This window comes from Rhodomicrobium sp. R_RK_3 (assembly GCF_002198715.1).
GTDB lineage: Bacteria > Pseudomonadota > Alphaproteobacteria > Rhizobiales > Rhodomicrobiaceae > R-RK-3.
Genome location: NZ_MWLK01000036.1, coordinates 18,140 through 32,053, shown reverse-complemented (window position 1 = coordinate 32,053; position 13,914 = coordinate 18,140). Strand labels below are relative to the sequence as shown.

Genomic DNA, 13,914 nt, shown 5'->3' with positions numbered 1-13,914 from the left:
CCGCGAAGGATCAACAGCCAACGATGCCGGCCTTTATGCTGAACCGACTCTGCTGTATCAATGCAAATCGGCAAAGGCGGATTACGACGTGAACGCCGCCTAAACCGTCTCCCCCTGATCTAGAGGACAACACCGTGTCTACCATCATTGAATGCCCGGCCTGTACGACCCGGTATAAAATGAATAAGGCCATACCGGAAGGGGGCCGGTCTGTGAAATGCGCGCGCTGCGGAAATCAATGGCGGCTCGTTCCTGAAGGCGTCGTCGAGGAGACCATAGAGCTAGACGAGCCGGAGCACAATCCGGTTGCAGACGCGCCCAGCGAACCCGTCGCCGAGGCGCCTGACGCTGCCGCTGGAGGCGACGAAGGCTTCCCATACGGGCGCAGGCCCGAGCGTGCGCCGGTCCATGATGCGGCTGCCGAAGCCGCTGAATGGCAGGCAAGGCGCGAGAATCTGGCCGCCCGGCTTTCGAGCTTCAGCGAGGAGCCGCAATCGCCGGACTATGATGAGCCTGCCGCCGAAGAAGCCCCCGCCGAGGAAGAGACCCACTGGCGAGGCTTCGAGCAGCACGCGAGTGTGGCCTATCATGAGAGCGCCGCCGAAGATGAGGCCGAGGCCGAGGACGCGGCGCCGCACAGCGAGGCTGAGCCGGAGCCGGAAATGCCCGCCTTCGCCAGTCGTTTCGCCGCCCCCCTGCATAGGCATGAACAGCCGGAGGAAGAGCCCGAACAGGAGCCGGAGCTTGCGCCAGGCTTACCTCCACAGGCTTCGACGGTCAGCGCCTCGGCCGACGAGGATGCCGGGTTGAGCTGGGCGCAGCGGATGAGCCGCCCCTGGCGCGAGATCACCGCCGCCATCCCGGAGCCTGAGCCGGAGGTTGACGAGCAAGACACCGAGAATTCTATTCGCAACGCGCTGCGGAAGGCGCTCGAGCAGCCCGAGCCGCCCGCGGCCCGCCCGCGTTCGAACTTTGACTGGGACGCGTTCACGGCGCAGCAGGCGGCGAGCGCCGAGCATGAAGCCGCGCCGGAACCGGAGCACGATTCCGAGCCGGAGCCGGAGCGCGACTATCCGCCATTCCGCATCCCCGGCCATGACCCGCATTCGGATCATGCGCTGGACGAGGACCCGCCCTTCAAGCTGTCAGGCGCTTCCGCCAAGCGCCCGATCTACGGCGACAGTGACAGCGATGACGTGGACGGCCCCGATAATGCCGAGGCGTTGGGCGACAGCGCCTTTCAGACCGATATCGAGCACGTCTTCCGCGCCGGCGCTTTGCCCAAGAAGACCGTCGATCCATCGCGCGGCAAGCTGCGGCATGACGAGCCGCTCACCGATTTCGACGGCGCCTACGACGAGCAGCCCGCGCGGTCGGCCGGCGAAGGCGCGGCGCCGGGCGACGAATATGATGCCGACACCGCCGCGCTGCAGGCGCAGCTCGAAGCGACCACCGACCTTACCGAATATGAATCGGCCAGGCGCGGCGGAGGTTTGGCCGTCGCCGCGGCCTGGGCGATGTTCTTCTCGATCATCAGCGGGCTGGCGCTTGGCATCGTGAGCTTCCGCCAGCAAATCATGACGGCGCTGCCGGGCACCACCTCGCTCTACCGCGCCATCGGCTTCAGCGTCGCCAGTGCCGGTGTCGATTTCGCCGATGTCAGCTACCGGTGGACCAGCGCCGAAGGCAAGCCGATGATCGAGGTCAAGGGCCAGGTCGTCAACGTCACCAACCGCACGGTGACCGTCCCCCGCGTGCTTATCAACGTCCGCGACGCCAATAGCGCCGACAGCGTCAAGGCCACGGCAAGCGTGCAAACCGACAAGCTGGCGCCGCGTGAGACCGCGAGCTTCACGCTGGAATTCCTCTCTCCGCCGAAGAACATTTCGCAGATCGAGCTGGAGTTCGACCAGAACCGGTGATTTCCGCCCAGGAACGCGAATACGGCGCTCTTCCCTCCGGCGGGGAGCTGGCGTCGAAGCCGAGCGGCGCGTCTGTCATATAGCGGAAGCGTGTTGACCGCCAATGCGCGCTGGCTTGGCCGGTCGGCACAGGGCACCCCACGCCGTGGCGACGGTGCGCTCAAACATCTGGGACCGGCGTGCGGTGCGGCAGCGCTTCTCGCGCCGCGCATCAATTCGCCGGAATCGCCTTCGATGGCCCCGCCGCTAGAGCCTGGATCGCATCTTCGGCGTTGGCGTCGCGGGCGTAGTCCAGGGGGGTGCGGCCATCGCCTAGGGGACGGGAGGCGTCAGCGCCGAGTTCCAGCAGCAGGCGGATCAGCTCGGGCTGGTTGTTGGTGGCGGCAAGCGCCAGAGGCGTGTTGCCGGCGGCGTCGGCCGTGTCGAGCTTGGCGCCGAGATGGGCCAGCACGCGGATGATGAGCGCGGCTTCCTTGCGATCTTTGCTTTCGAGGTAATTATCGATGGCGCAGAAGAGCGGCGTGCTCTGGCCGCCATCCTGCGCGCGGGCATTGACGTCGCCTCCGGCGCTAAACAGCAAATGCACGATCGAGGCGCCCTCGCGCATTTTGACCGCGTGATGCATGGGCGTGCGGCCGGTGCGGTCGCGAAGATTGGGGTCGGCGCCGGCTTCCAGCAGGATCTTGGCGATCGGCGCCGTCTCGGCCGCCATAAGCGGCGTCATCTGGGACAATTCGTCGGGCTTGTTCGGATTGGCACCTTGCTTCAACAGGCTGGCGAGCTTGACCTCGTCCTCGAAGGCAAGCGCCGTCCACATCGCCTGTTCGAGGGAGAGCCGAAGCTGGTCGGGGCCGCTCGGCGCCGTCGCGGATTTGGCGCGTGCGGTGATGGCGGGGGATTGCAGCAGGCGCGAAGGCGGTATCTCGCCGGCCCTGGCCGCCTCGCAAAAGGCGGGCGACAGCATCGCGATCGCGGCGAGCGACATGGCCGAGATACGGGGAGAGCGCGAATCGATCCGCAGCGCATGGGTTATGAGAGTGCGGTCCCGCATTGGCTTCCAAGAAAAACCGCCGGCGCACAGCCAGCCCCTACCCAGGAACCGCCGTGGCAAAATCCGGTGCAATGCGGCCCAACCGCTTGTCCCCCCAAGGGCGGCGCGGTGATTTATCATAAACAAGAAATGCCACTTTGTCCCCTCCGTTTGAGTAGAATCCGCATTACTCAAATAACGGCTTGATAATGAATGCGAAGCGGGGCAATTCAGGCGCGCGATCCGGTGGGTCCCGGCGAAAATCTGCGGAAAAGCCTTAGCCGTGATTGGCATCGGCTTCGCTGCGGCTTGCGGCGGCCAGCGCCACCGGAATGGAAATGATTTTTGAGAAATATTTTGGGTCACTGTCCGCTTTCTCACGGGTCGTTCGCTTGAAATTGGTTCGGAAGGCCGGTCTGCTGCCGCGCCATTGCGGCAGGATGCTTATGCCGTCTGTCCGCTGAGCCTGGCGGTTGCCCGCGCCCGGCCGATCAGCGGCAATAGCGCTTTTAGCTCCGGTCCGTCACCGCGACCGGTCAGCGCAAGCCGTAAAGGATGGAAAAGCGCCTTGCCTTTGGCGCCGGTCGCGGTCTTCACAGCATTCGTCCATTCGCCCCAGCTTTCACCCGTCCATGGCTCGGCCGGCAATAATTCACGCGCCGCGTCCAGTATCTCGACCGACTCGATCTGAGGAACGACCGGGCCGGCGACGACGCGCCACCATTCTTTACTCTCGTCGAATAGATGCAGATTGGCACGGACCGCGTTCCAAAACGCGGTACCACCGCCGATTCCCTCGGCCTCAAGGCGGCTCGCAACCTCATCGTAATCCAGCTCTTGCAGCAGCCTTGCATTCAGGGCCCGCAACTCATCGATGTCGAATCGCGCGGGCGCACGTGACAGTTTGTCATAATCGAAGAGCTGCGCAAGTGCGGTCAAACTCTTATAGGGCGCGACCGCATGCGAGGTGCCGATGGTCGCCGAATGCGACAATACGGCCATAGGCTCAAGTCCCTCCTCACGAAATGAGCGCAGGGAGAGCGAGCCGAGGCGCTTTGAGAGCGCGTGGCCATCGGCGCCGATCAGCAAATTATGATGTGCAAAAGCCGGTGGCGTCGCGCCGAGCGCTTCGAAGAGCTGGATCTGCACGCCGGTATTGGCGACGTGGTCCTCGCCGCGAATGACATGCGTCACCCCGAATTCGATATCGTCGACCACGCTCGGCAGCGTGTAGAGATAGGTACCGTCCTCGCGCACCAGCACAGGGTCGGAGAGCGAGGAGGTCTCGATCGTCTGCGGGCCGCGGATCAGATCGTCCCAGGCGACGGTGCTGTCTTCGAGAAGAAAGCGCCAATGTGGCTTTCGGCCCTCCGCTTCAAGCCCGGCGCGGTCCTCATCGGTGAGCTGCAGCGCGGCGCGGTCATAGACCGGGGGCATGCCGCGCGCGAGCTGACGCTTTCGGCGTCGCTCCAATTCGTCTGGCGTCTCATAGGCCGGATAGAGCCGGCCGGACGCTTTCAGCGTCTCGACGGCGTCGGCATATTGCGCAAAGCGCAGCGACTGCCGCTCCTCGCGGTCCCAGTCGAGACCGAGCCAGCGCAGATCCTCGCGGATGCCCTCGACATGCTCCTCGCGCGAGCGCTCCAGGTCGGTGTCGTCGAAGCGCAGGATGAAGGAGCCGCCGTCGCGCCGCGCGAACAGCCAGTTCAGCAGGGCCGGGCGCAAATTGCCGATATGCAGGCGGCCGGTTGGTGATGGGGCGAAGCGGACGATGGGTTTCATGGCGCTTCGCGGAATTTGTTGGTGATCGGATAACGCCGGTCGCGGCCGAAATTGCGGCTTGTGATCTTTACACCGGGCGCGGACTGGCGGCGCTTATATTCGGCCAGATAAAGCAGGCGCTCGACCTTACGCACCGTTTCCGGCGCATGACCCCGCGCGATGATGTCGGCAAGCGGCATTTCGCCATCGACCAGGCATTCGAGAATGTCGTCGAGCACGTCGTAGGGCGGCAGCGAATCCTGGTCCCTCTGGTTCTCGCGCAGCTCGGCGGTCGGCGCCTTGGTGATGATGTTTTCTGGAATCACCACGCCCTCCGGCCCGAGCCCGCCCTTGGGGCGCGCCGCGTTGCGATAGCGGGAGAGCGCATAGACCTGCGTCTTGTACAGATCCTTGATCGGGTTGAAGCCGCCATTCATGTCGCCATAGAGCGTGGCATAGCCGACTGAAACCTCGGACTTGTTCCCTGTTGTAACAAGCATCGAGCCGAATTTATTCGATATCGCCATCAAAAGCGTGCCGCGCGTGCGGGATTGCAGGTTTTCCTCAGTGATATCGGGCACGCGGCCGGCGAAGACCGGGGCAAGCGCCGTTTCGAAACCTTCGACGGGCGCCTCGATCGGCAGGATGTCGTAGCGCACGCCGAGCGCCTCGGCGCAGGCGGCGGCGTCTCTGAGGGACTCGTTCGAGGTATAGCGGTAGGGCAGCATGACGCAATGCACGCGCGAAGCGCCGAGCGCATCGACGGCCATGGCGGCGGTCAGCGCGCTGTCAATGCCGCCGGACATGCCCAGCACGACACCCGGGAAGCCGGCCTTCTCGACATAGTCCCTGAGGCCGATGACGCAGGCTAGGTAAGCGGCGGCGTCGCCGTCCTCAAGCAGCGCCAATTCACCGGGAGCGCAGCGCCAGCCTTGGGGGGTGCGCGTCCACTCGGTCATCCGGATGGCGGATTCCCAGGCCGGCATTTGCGCGACCAGTTTGCCGCCCGGATTGAGCACGAAGGAGCCGCCGTCGAACACCAACTCATCCTGGCCGCCGAACTGATTGAGATAGGCAAGCGGCAGCCCGGTTTCCGCGACGCGCGCGACGGCGAGGCGGATGCGGGTATCGTGCTTGTTCTTGGTGAAAGGCGAGCCGTTCGGCACCAGCAGCATTTCCGCCCCAGTTTCGCTCAGGCATTCGCAGACTTCGTCGGTCCAGATGTCCTCGCATATCGGCACGCCGATGCGGATGTCGCGGAAATTGACCGGCCCCGGCATTGGGCCGGGCGCGAAGACGCGCTTTTCGTCGAAGACGCTGTAATTGGGCAGGTCGACCTTGTGCCTGACATCGCGGACGACGCCGCCATCGAGCAGCGCGACGGAATTATGCGGGCGGTCGATACCGGGCCATGGAGTGCCAATCAGCATGGCCGGGCCGCCATCGGCCGTCTCACGGGCAAGCGCCTCGATCGTGTCGCGGGCGGCGTCGATGAAGGCCGGCTTCAGGATCAGGTCTTCCGGCGGATAGCCGGTGATGAACAGTTCGGAGAAGAGGATCAGATCGGCGCCCTGCGCGGCGGCCTCGGCGCGCGCGCGGCGCGCCAGCGCAGCGTTGCCGGAGAGGTCGCCGACCACGGGGTTCAATTGCGCCAGGGCGATCTTGAGCAAAGAAGCAGGCATCTTGCGATCAATATAAGGGGTGCTCGGGGTTTGCAATCAAACTCCCAAGCTAGTGTATGCAATTTGGCGGTTATTGTGCCCAGTGACAAGCAAGAGCGTGCTTAGAAGGGCGAACCGTCCTTGCGCGTATAGCGCCAGGTGCCGTCCTCGCCGAATGTCGCCACGATGTCATCATGGGGATAAACCACCTCGTCGTCCTGCGGCCGGTCGCCGATTTCGAGGAAGACGGCGTCCTCGTCGGTGCGGTTATGCAGGTGATGCGCGGTGCCCGAGGCAGGAAAGCCCGCGCACATTCCGGGCGCCAGGACAATCTCGCCGGCATCGGTGATCAGCGTCGGATGCCCTTCGAGGATGTAGACGAATTCGTCCTGTCGGCTGTGGCGGTGGTGCAGCGCGGAGAGGCCGCCCGGCTGCAACCGGGTGAGATTGACGCCGAAATTGCGAAGGCCGAAGAGGTCGCCGAGCGGGCGCTTGATGCGCGCCCGCATCTTGGAGGCGTAGGGCTCGGGATAGGTGGTCTGGATGGCGCGCGGCGCGGCGTCTCCCGCGACAAGGGCGATGGGTTTGTCGCTCATAGTTCCCCCAATCGTGACGATCGGCCTTAGGCGGCGTGGTTGGCGCGGCGATTGTCGTTGATGCGGTCGTAGATCTCGCCGACTTCCTGCTCCGTGCTGACCTGATAGACGAGGCCGTCATAGATCAGATATTTCCACTTCAGCCGCTCGCTCGAGGCCAGCTCCAGCGGTTTCACCGCCATCAGCTCCTCCATCGAGGAGCGCGGCGAGACCCAGGGCGCGAAGAAGACGTCGTCGCGGGCCGCCTCGGCGCGGTCCTCGGACAGCAGGCCCAGTTCGATTGCCGAGCGCACCATGTCGACATAGGCGAATTGCACAAAGCCCGAGCAGATGAATTCCACCGGCGCGAATTTCTTGCTGCGCTTCAGGAAGTCGCCAATGGTCGGGGCGCCGCCGAACAGGGAATCGCGCAGCCGGAAGAAGAATTTCGAGCGGTTGGTGGCCAGCGCGACCAGCAGCGGGAAATTATACTCGTCATCCTTGATGAAGCGCAGCATTCGCCCGCTGACCATCGGCCGCATTTGCGGGGTGAACCAGTCCGTCTCCAGCCGCTTGATGCCTACGAGATAACGCGGCTTTTCGCGCGTGTCCTTGAACACGGCGGTCGGAGCGAGGATTTCGGACAGCGAGCCGAGATCGACGCCGCTGAAGGTCGACTCGATCAGATAGCTCTGGTCGACGCCCGGATAATGCCGGGGCGTGACGAAGGTCAGGGCGGCATGGGCGAAGCGGCTGTCGTCGAAGCGCTTGACGAGGAAAGCGAAGAAGCTTTCGAGCCGTGTCGAGAGTACGATGTCGCCGGGCTCAAGATATTGGCCGTCGCGGAATTCGGTGACCGGCATCGGCCAGGTCGCGGGCTTCGGCGCGGGTACGATCGGGGCAGGGCGGTCGGCCCAGACGCTGAGGCTCGGATCGGACAGGCCGCCCTTGGCGCGGTTGGTGACGGCCTCGACGACCGCCTCCTGCACCGTTTTGGTCATTTCTCGCGGCTTTAGCTGGAATTTCTTGTAGGCTGAAGTCGTCTTGCGCGCGCTGCTTCCCATGACTGCCACCCAGCTCAAATTTTTCTTAATATATCCGTCAATGGCCGAGCGCCTTCCTACACAAGGCAGGCGGCACTCGCAAGCAATGGGGACGCCTCGATCTTGACCCGTCCATACTGAACGAATGCTGATCGGGAGGGCTTTGTCCCGCGTAGAGAAGCTCTCCGTCTAAGAGTTGGCGGCCACGTCAAGCGGCGGCTTGGTGCGGTCGCGGCGCAGCCTTTCGGCCACCAGGAAAGCAAGCTCCAGCGCCTGGCTGGCGTTCAGCCGGGGATCGCAATGCGTGTGATAGCGGTCCGACAGGTCGGTGTCGGTGATGAGCTGCGCGCCGCCGGTGCATTCTGTGACGTTCTTGCCGGTCATCTCGACATGCAGGCCGCCCGGATAGGTGCCCTCGGCGCGGTGGACGTCGAAGAAGCTCTCGACCTCCTTCAGGATCAGATCGAAGGGCCGGGTCTTGTAGCCGCTCATCGCCTTGATGGTGTTGCCGTGCATCGGGTCGCAGGACCAGACGACGACCTTGCCCTCGCGCTCGACCGCCCGGATCAGCGCCGGCAGGTAGTCGCCGACCTTGTCCGCGCCGAAGCGGGCGATCAGGGTCAGCCGGCCCGGCTCGTTCTTCGGGTTGAGGATGTCGATCAGCCGGATCAGGTCGTCGGGCTTCAGCGAAGGCCCGCATTTCAGCCCGATCGGATTGTGCACGCCGCGCAGGAATTCGACATGGGCGTGGTCGAGCTGGCGGGTGCGGTCGCCGATCCAGAGGAAATGGCCCGAGGTTGCGTACCAGCCGCCGCTGGTGGAATCGATGCGCGCCATCGCCTGCTCATAGCCGAGCAGCAGCGCTTCATGGCTGGTGTAGAAATTTGTGGTGCGAAGCTCGCGCAGATTCTCCGGCACCAGACCGCAGGCGCGCATGAAGGTCAGGCTGTCGCTGATACGGTCGGCCAGTTCCCGGTAGCGGGCACCGGCCGGGCTGTCATTGACAAAGCCCATCGTCCATTGATGCACGCGCTCCAGATCGGCGAAACCGCCTTGGGCGAAGGCGCGCAGCAGATTCATCGTCGCGGCGGATTGCCGGTAGGCGCTGAGTAGGCGCACCGGATCGGGCGTGCGGGCCTGCGCCGTGAAGGCGATGTCGTTGACGATGTCGCCGCGATAGCTCGGCAGCTCGACGTCGCCCTGCTTTTCGGTCGGGCCCGAGCGCGGCTTGGCGAACTGGCCGGCGATGCGGCCGACCTTCACCACCGGGCAGCCGCCCGCATAGGTCAGCGCCACCGACATCTGCAGGAAGACGCGAAAGAAGTCGCGGATGGTGTCGCCGCGATGTTCGGCGAAGCTTTCGGCGCAATCTCCGCCCTGCAACAGGAACGCTCTGCCATGCGCCGCCTCGGCGAGCTCATGCTTCAGGTCGCGCGCCTCGCCTGCAAAAACCAGCGGCGGAAAGGTCGCGAGCTCCGCCTCGACCGACGCCAAGGCGGCCGGGTCTGGATATTCCGGGCTCTGCTCGATGGGCTTTACGCGCCAACTATCCGGCTTCCACGAACTGGTCACGGGAGGGCTCCTAACTAGGCTGTGCTGCGAATGGGTCATGGCGGGAGAACCGCCGCCCAATGCCGATTGCGCTCGTTATAAGCGATGCCGGCCAATGTGGCTAGACGGGATGTCGCGCGCTTGTCAACGGGCGCGTGCTGGGGCGCGGAACCCGCCGACCGTTCGCGATGTTCCTTCACGGGACGACATTGTTTTGCCCTGCTGTGGCTCGCCTAAACACCTCGTGGACGCGCGGGCCGATGAGCAAATCTAGGGCCGAGAGGCCGGGTTTGCCTTCGGCGCGCCGAGCGCTTGAATAGTCGCTATTTGTGACCTTTCACGCATTTATTTTTGTCATTGCGTCATGAATGGACCATCCGGCGCCGGTTCTGAGGATATCATGGCTCTTCGCGGCCGTGACGGCCTGGCGGTTTTTTCGTATTGTGTCAAAGCGTTCGCGATGGCCGCCGAGAAACTGGATTTGCACATCAATTCGGCCGGTGGCGGAGGCCGCCTTGCGACGCTTGAGATTTACGGGCCCGGTGATTTTTGAGAAGTTTTCAGCTAAACTCAAACAGGTGGCTCACGCGCGGCGTGGGTATAGAGGGTTATGCGTGACAGCTTTATGAGTCTTCGGGAACCGAGTTTTACTCTGGGCATCGAGGAAGAATATCTCCTCGTCGACAAAGTTTCCCGCGATCTGGCCGCCGATCCTCCCAAGGAGCTGTTCAGCGATTGCGAAGCCGCGCTCGCCGAGTTTGGCGGCCAGGTGACGCCGGAATTCATGCGCTCGCAGATCGAGGTCGGCACGCGGGTGTGCAAGACCATCAAAGAGGCGCGCGAGGATCTGGCGCGGCTACGGCGGACCATCGCCGATTGCGCGGCCAATTACGGCCTCGCCCCGATCGCCGCCTCCACCCATCCCTTCGCCGAATGGGAGGACCAGCAGCATACCGACAAGGAGCGCTACCACGTCATCGTCGCCGATCTGCAAATGATCGCGCGGCGGATGCTGATCAGCGGGATGCATGTTCACGTCGGCATCGAGGATGACGATCTCCGCATCGACATCATGAACCAGGCCAGCTATTTCCTGCCGCACTTGCTGGCGCTGTCGACCTCATCGCCGTTCTGGCGCGGAAGGCAGACCGGCCTCAACTCCTTCCGCCTCGCCATTTTCGACGAACTGCCGCGCACCGGCCTGCCGGAGCATTTCGCCAGCTTCGCCGAATATGCCCGGACCGTCGATGTGCTGGTGAAGTCGAAGCTGATCGAGGACGGCACCAAGATCTGGTGGGATTTACGGCCTTCATGGCGGTTCCCGACGCTGGAAATGCGCATCACCGACATCTGCCCGTTCCTGGAGGACGGCATTTCGATCGCGGCGATGTATCTGTGCATCTGCCGGATGCTTTATCGGCTGCGCGGTGGCAACCAGCGCTGGCGATCCTACTCGCCGTTTCTGATCATGGAGAACCGGTGGCGCGCGCAGCGCTATGGCGCAACCAACGGGCTCGTCGATTTCGGCAAGAGCGAGCTGGTGGAATTCCGCTCGCTGCTCGATGAGATCCTGGTCCTGATCCGTGAGGACGCCGAGGCGCTGAACTGTCGGATCGAGGTCGAGCACAGCCGCAACATCCTGGAGCGAGGCACGAGCGCCGAACGTCAGGTTGCCGTGTTTGCCGCGTCGCTGGAGGCTGGCGCCGATGAACGCGAGGCGCTTCAAGCCGTCGTCGATACGCTGATCGTGGAGACGGTCCAGGGCACCGGCGCTGAAACGGCGAAAGCTTAGGCTTTCGGGCCGCCTCCAGACCATTGCACATGCCCGGTCTTGCCGAGACCGAGCATGTGCTCGCAATTTCTCCTCGCATTGGTCCGTTAATTGCGCGTGGCTGTGCGGGCGGCGCTACTGCGCCGCCATTTTGCTTAACGGCACTGGAACGCAACGTTCCCTGGAGACATTCACCCCTCGCAATCATCTTCGCACAATTTGAGCAGCGGCAGTCGCGGCGCGATCCACGATCGGGGTATCGGATGGCAGGCACGGAGCAGGACTTTCCTCGCAGCGAACATCAATTTCAGCAAGCTCCGACGAACCCCGACGCGTTGCGGCGCGAAGCCTGGCAGCGCATTACGAGCGGCGTCGGGCAGCTTTTCGCGGCGATAGCCGCCGACACGGTCAGACTATTGCGCTGGCTCGTCCCGTCGCGTCGCTCGGTGGTCTTCCTCATGAAGACGGCCCTCTTTGCCGCAATCGTGCTCTTCCTCGGGGTCGCCACGGTCATGCTTTGGGCGCTGCGGGACGCGCCGCTCGAGAGGCCGGGCGCGATCAGCACGCCGTCGCTGCTGGTCGAGGCGGCGAATGGGGAGCCGCTCGGCCGCATCGGCTCGTTCGGGGATGCCGTCCGGCGGCAGGATTTTCCGGACATCCTCATCAACGCGGTCATCAGTATCGAGGACAGGCGATTTTACAGCCACCACGGCATCGATCTGCGCGGCATCGCGCGGGCGAGCTACGCGAACTGGACGGCCGGGAATGTCGTCGAGGGGGGCAGCACGATCACGCAGCAGCTTGCCAAGCTGCTGATCGTCGGCTCGGAGCGCACCATGACGCGCAAACTTCGCGAGGCGTGCACGGCGATCTGGCTCGAACTGCGCCTGGAGAAGGACGCGATCCTCACGCGCTACCTCAACACGGTCTATCTGGGGGCCGGCATGCACGGTATGTCCGCGGCCTCGCGCATGTATTTCGACAAGAATGTCTCGGAGCTGACTTTGCCGGAAGCGGCAATGCTCGCCGGGCTGATCCAGGCGCCTTCCAAATTTAATCCGCTCCGGGACCTCGAGGCCGCGCATCGCCGAGCGGCGAATGTCATCGACGCCATGCTGGAGACCGGCACCATCGATGCGGCCTCGGCGCGGGAGGCCAAAGCCCACCCGGCGGCGCTCAGGCTTTCCCCGAGGACAGTGCGCGCGGGGAGCTGGTTCGCGGATTGGATCGCCAAATATGAAGTCCCCAAGATCGCCGGGTCCGGCAACCGGGCCCTCCGCGTGCGCACCAGTTTGCAGCCGCGATTGCAGCAATTGGCGGAGCGGGTCGTGAATGAAGCGCTGTCCGGCCCGGAAGGCGGCCGCGGCGCCGGGCAGGCCGCGCTGGTGGCGATGCGGCCCAACGGCGCCGTTGTCGCGATGGTCGGCGGCCGCAATTACGAGCAGAGCGAGTTCAACCGCGCCGCCGACGCACTGCGCCAGCCGGGATCGACCTTCAAGCTGTTCGTCTATTACGCCGCCTTGCGTAAAGGCTATTCGCCCGAGGACATGATCGATGCTTCGCCGGTGGAAATGGGCCGGTGGGAGCCGGAGAATTACGGCGGCCAGGAATATGGCGATGTGACGCTGGCACGCGCCTTCGCGGGATCGATCAATTCTGCCGCCATCCGCCTCGCTCAGACGGTCGGCCTCGACGAGGTGGTTGCCGCCGCCCGGGAGCTTGGTCTCGACGCGCCGCTGGTGAAAGTGCCCAGCATGGCGCTCGGCACCAATGAAGTCAGCTTGCTGGATCTCACGGGCGCCTTCGCCTCGGTCCGCGCCGCCCATCCGAGGATCGAACCCTGGGGAATCACGGCGATTGGCCAGGAGGGCAGCGGCCTGCGCTCCCTGGGGCCGCCGATCGTATCGGCTCAACCCTTGCCGCATGATGAGGAGATGATCCAGTTGCTGCGGGGAGTGGTCGAACACGGGACCGGCCGGGCGGCCAGGCTCGACCGCGGCGAGGCGGCCGGCAAAACGGGGACCAGCCAGGACTATCGCGACGCGTGGTTCGTGGGATTCAACGAGGCGCTGGTGGTGGGCGTGTGGGTCGGCAACGACGACCGCACGCCGATGGAGGGCGTGACCGGCGGATCGCTGCCGGCGCAGATCTGGAAGCGTTTCGTAAGCGCCGCAACTCCGCTGCTCGATAAGCCGGGCGGCGCGCTCTCTGCGGGGAATGCGCCATTCGGCTTCGATGCGAATGCGGCAACAAGTTCCGCAGGAAATTCGATGGCGAGTTCTCCGCGCGCACAATGCGATCTGGACGCCTGCGCCGCCCGATACTCGTCGTTCAATCCGTCCGACTGCACCTACAGGTCGTATGCCGGTCCCCGGCGGCTTTGCGAAATGGCGCCGAGCGGTGGTGACGTTCTGCAGCCGACAGCCGATCTGCTGCCGACCTCCGCCCGCAGCGCGTCTTGCGATGTCAACCGCTGCTCACGGCGATACCGATCCTTCGACGAGTCGGATTGCACCTACCAGCCCTATGATGGCGGTGCGCGTCAGCGCTGCGATATGGGAGACCAAGCCGAGTAGACCGTTTGGTGCAAAAAAAGCTGG

10 protein-coding genes are annotated in these 13,914 nt (G+C 64.3%); 3 read left to right on the top strand and 7 right to left on the bottom strand.

All coding sequences use genetic code 11. The features are described 5' to 3' along the window. Positions 1-134: 134 nt before the first annotated feature. Entirely contained in the window at positions 135-1,922 is a 1,788-nt protein-coding gene (locus tag BLEFHOIH_RS21905; protein ID WP_125461857.1) for a zinc-ribbon domain-containing protein, read from the top strand. A 211-nt stretch (positions 1,923-2,133) separates the two neighbouring features. Here the strand turns inward: BLEFHOIH_RS21905 and BLEFHOIH_RS21900 are convergent, their stop codons facing one another. The 7 genes from BLEFHOIH_RS21900 to BLEFHOIH_RS26430 all read right to left on the bottom strand — a co-directional run bounded on the left by BLEFHOIH_RS21900 (position 2,134) and on the right by BLEFHOIH_RS26430 (position 10,117). Beyond that, positions 2,134-2,973: an ankyrin repeat domain-containing protein gene (locus BLEFHOIH_RS21900; RefSeq protein WP_170937323.1), complete on the bottom strand. Its 840-nt coding sequence runs from the start codon at positions 2,971-2,973 to the stop codon at positions 2,134-2,136. Positions 2,974-3,396: 423 nt separating this feature from the next. Next, positions 3,397-4,734, bottom strand: coding sequence for a glutamate--tRNA ligase (gene gltX / locus BLEFHOIH_RS21895; RefSeq protein WP_088348174.1), 1,338 nt, complete (start codon positions 4,732-4,734; stop codon positions 3,397-3,399). Further along, on the bottom strand, positions 4,731-6,395 hold the full coding sequence (locus BLEFHOIH_RS21890) for an NAD+ synthase (RefSeq protein WP_088348173.1): 1,665 nt from the start codon (positions 6,393-6,395) through the stop codon (positions 4,731-4,733). The genes gltX and BLEFHOIH_RS21890 overlap by 4 nt, the downstream gene beginning before the upstream one ends. Positions 6,396-6,496: 101 nt before the next feature. After that, positions 6,497-6,970, bottom strand: a complete 474-nt coding sequence (locus tag BLEFHOIH_RS21885) for a cupin domain-containing protein (RefSeq protein WP_088348172.1) — start codon at positions 6,968-6,970, stop codon at positions 6,497-6,499. A 26-nt stretch (positions 6,971-6,996) separates the two neighbouring features. Further along, positions 6,997-7,950: a hypothetical protein gene (locus BLEFHOIH_RS21880; RefSeq protein WP_125461855.1), complete on the bottom strand. Its 954-nt coding sequence runs from the start codon at positions 7,948-7,950 to the stop codon at positions 6,997-6,999. A 231-nt stretch (positions 7,951-8,181) separates the two neighbouring features. Beyond that, positions 8,182-9,564, bottom strand: a complete 1,383-nt coding sequence (locus tag BLEFHOIH_RS21875) for a 3-deoxy-7-phosphoheptulonate synthase class II (RefSeq protein WP_088348170.1) — start codon at positions 9,562-9,564, stop codon at positions 8,182-8,184. 316 nt (positions 9,565-9,880) lie between these two features. Then, positions 9,881-10,117: a hypothetical protein gene (locus BLEFHOIH_RS26430; RefSeq protein WP_125461854.1), complete on the bottom strand. Its 237-nt coding sequence runs from the start codon at positions 10,115-10,117 to the stop codon at positions 9,881-9,883. 51 nt (positions 10,118-10,168) lie between these two features. Here BLEFHOIH_RS26430 and BLEFHOIH_RS21865 point away from each other — a divergent pair, with 51 nt between their 5' ends. Together BLEFHOIH_RS21865 and BLEFHOIH_RS21860 are read left to right on the top strand one after the other, a co-directional pair. Beyond that, positions 10,169-11,335, top strand: coding sequence for a carboxylate-amine ligase (locus BLEFHOIH_RS21865; protein WP_088348168.1), 1,167 nt, complete (start codon positions 10,169-10,171; stop codon positions 11,333-11,335). A gap of 29 nt (positions 11,336-11,364) precedes the next feature. Next, positions 11,365-13,890 (top strand): PBP1A family penicillin-binding protein, encoded by a 2,526-nt coding sequence (locus BLEFHOIH_RS21860; RefSeq protein WP_125461853.1) that lies wholly within the window; start codon positions 11,365-11,367, stop codon positions 13,888-13,890. Positions 13,891-13,914: the final 24 nt, after the last annotated feature.

Coding starts and splice junctions, on each gene's coding strand:
- BLEFHOIH_RS21900 (WP_170937323.1), bottom strand. CDS start 2,973: ATGCGGGACCGCACTCTCATAACCCATGCGCTGCGGATCGATTCGCGC.
- gltX (WP_088348174.1), bottom strand. CDS start 4,734: ATGAAACCCATCGTCCGCTTCGCCCCATCACCAACCGGCCGCCTGCAT.
- BLEFHOIH_RS21890 (WP_088348173.1), bottom strand. CDS start 6,395: ATGCCTGCTTCTTTGCTCAAGATCGCCCTGGCGCAATTGAACCCCGTG.
- BLEFHOIH_RS21885 (WP_088348172.1), bottom strand. CDS start 6,970: ATGAGCGACAAACCCATCGCCCTTGTCGCGGGAGACGCCGCGCCGCGC.
- BLEFHOIH_RS21880 (WP_125461855.1), bottom strand. CDS start 7,950: ATGACCAAAACGGTGCAGGAGGCGGTCGTCGAGGCCGTCACCAACCGC.
- BLEFHOIH_RS21865 (WP_088348168.1), top strand. CDS start 10,169: ATGAGTCTTCGGGAACCGAGTTTTACTCTGGGCATCGAGGAAGAATAT.
- BLEFHOIH_RS21860 (WP_125461853.1), top strand. CDS start 11,365: ATGCCCGGTCTTGCCGAGACCGAGCATGTGCTCGCAATTTCTCCTCGC.